The 306-nt window shown below is 57.5% G+C and carries 1 pseudogene; it reads right to left on the reverse strand.

Going from position 1 to position 306, the window contains the following annotated elements:
• Positions 1-306 (reverse strand): annotated as a pseudogene (locus tag ACTHR7_RS10820) (hypothetical protein); the annotation flags it as partial.

Below are 306 nucleotides of genomic sequence, written 5' to 3' on the forward strand. Positions count from 1 at the left end.
ACTTCGGTACGGGCGGCGGCGCTTTGCTGTTTCAGCTGGCTGTAGTTGACGGCGTCGGTGTCATCGGTACCGGCGGCAACATTGGTAATCTTGTTGCCGGCGGCATGGATGCCTGACTTGGTCACACTCGGGCCACCGGTAATGGTGAGGCCGTCTGAATTCAGTTTGCTGTTGCCTGCGGTGACGCTGTCAACAGTGATGTCTTTGGCCAGTTTCAGCTGTGCGCCACCGGCTACGGTTTCGCTGATGATGTTGCTGTCGCCTTTGACATTGATGGTGTCGCCCAATGCGTAGTTGTTGCTGCCG

The sequence above is a fragment of the Neisseria sp. P0007.S010 genome (genome assembly GCF_051962875.1).
GTDB classification, from domain to species: domain Bacteria; phylum Pseudomonadota; class Gammaproteobacteria; order Burkholderiales; family Neisseriaceae; genus Neisseria; species Neisseria subflava_A.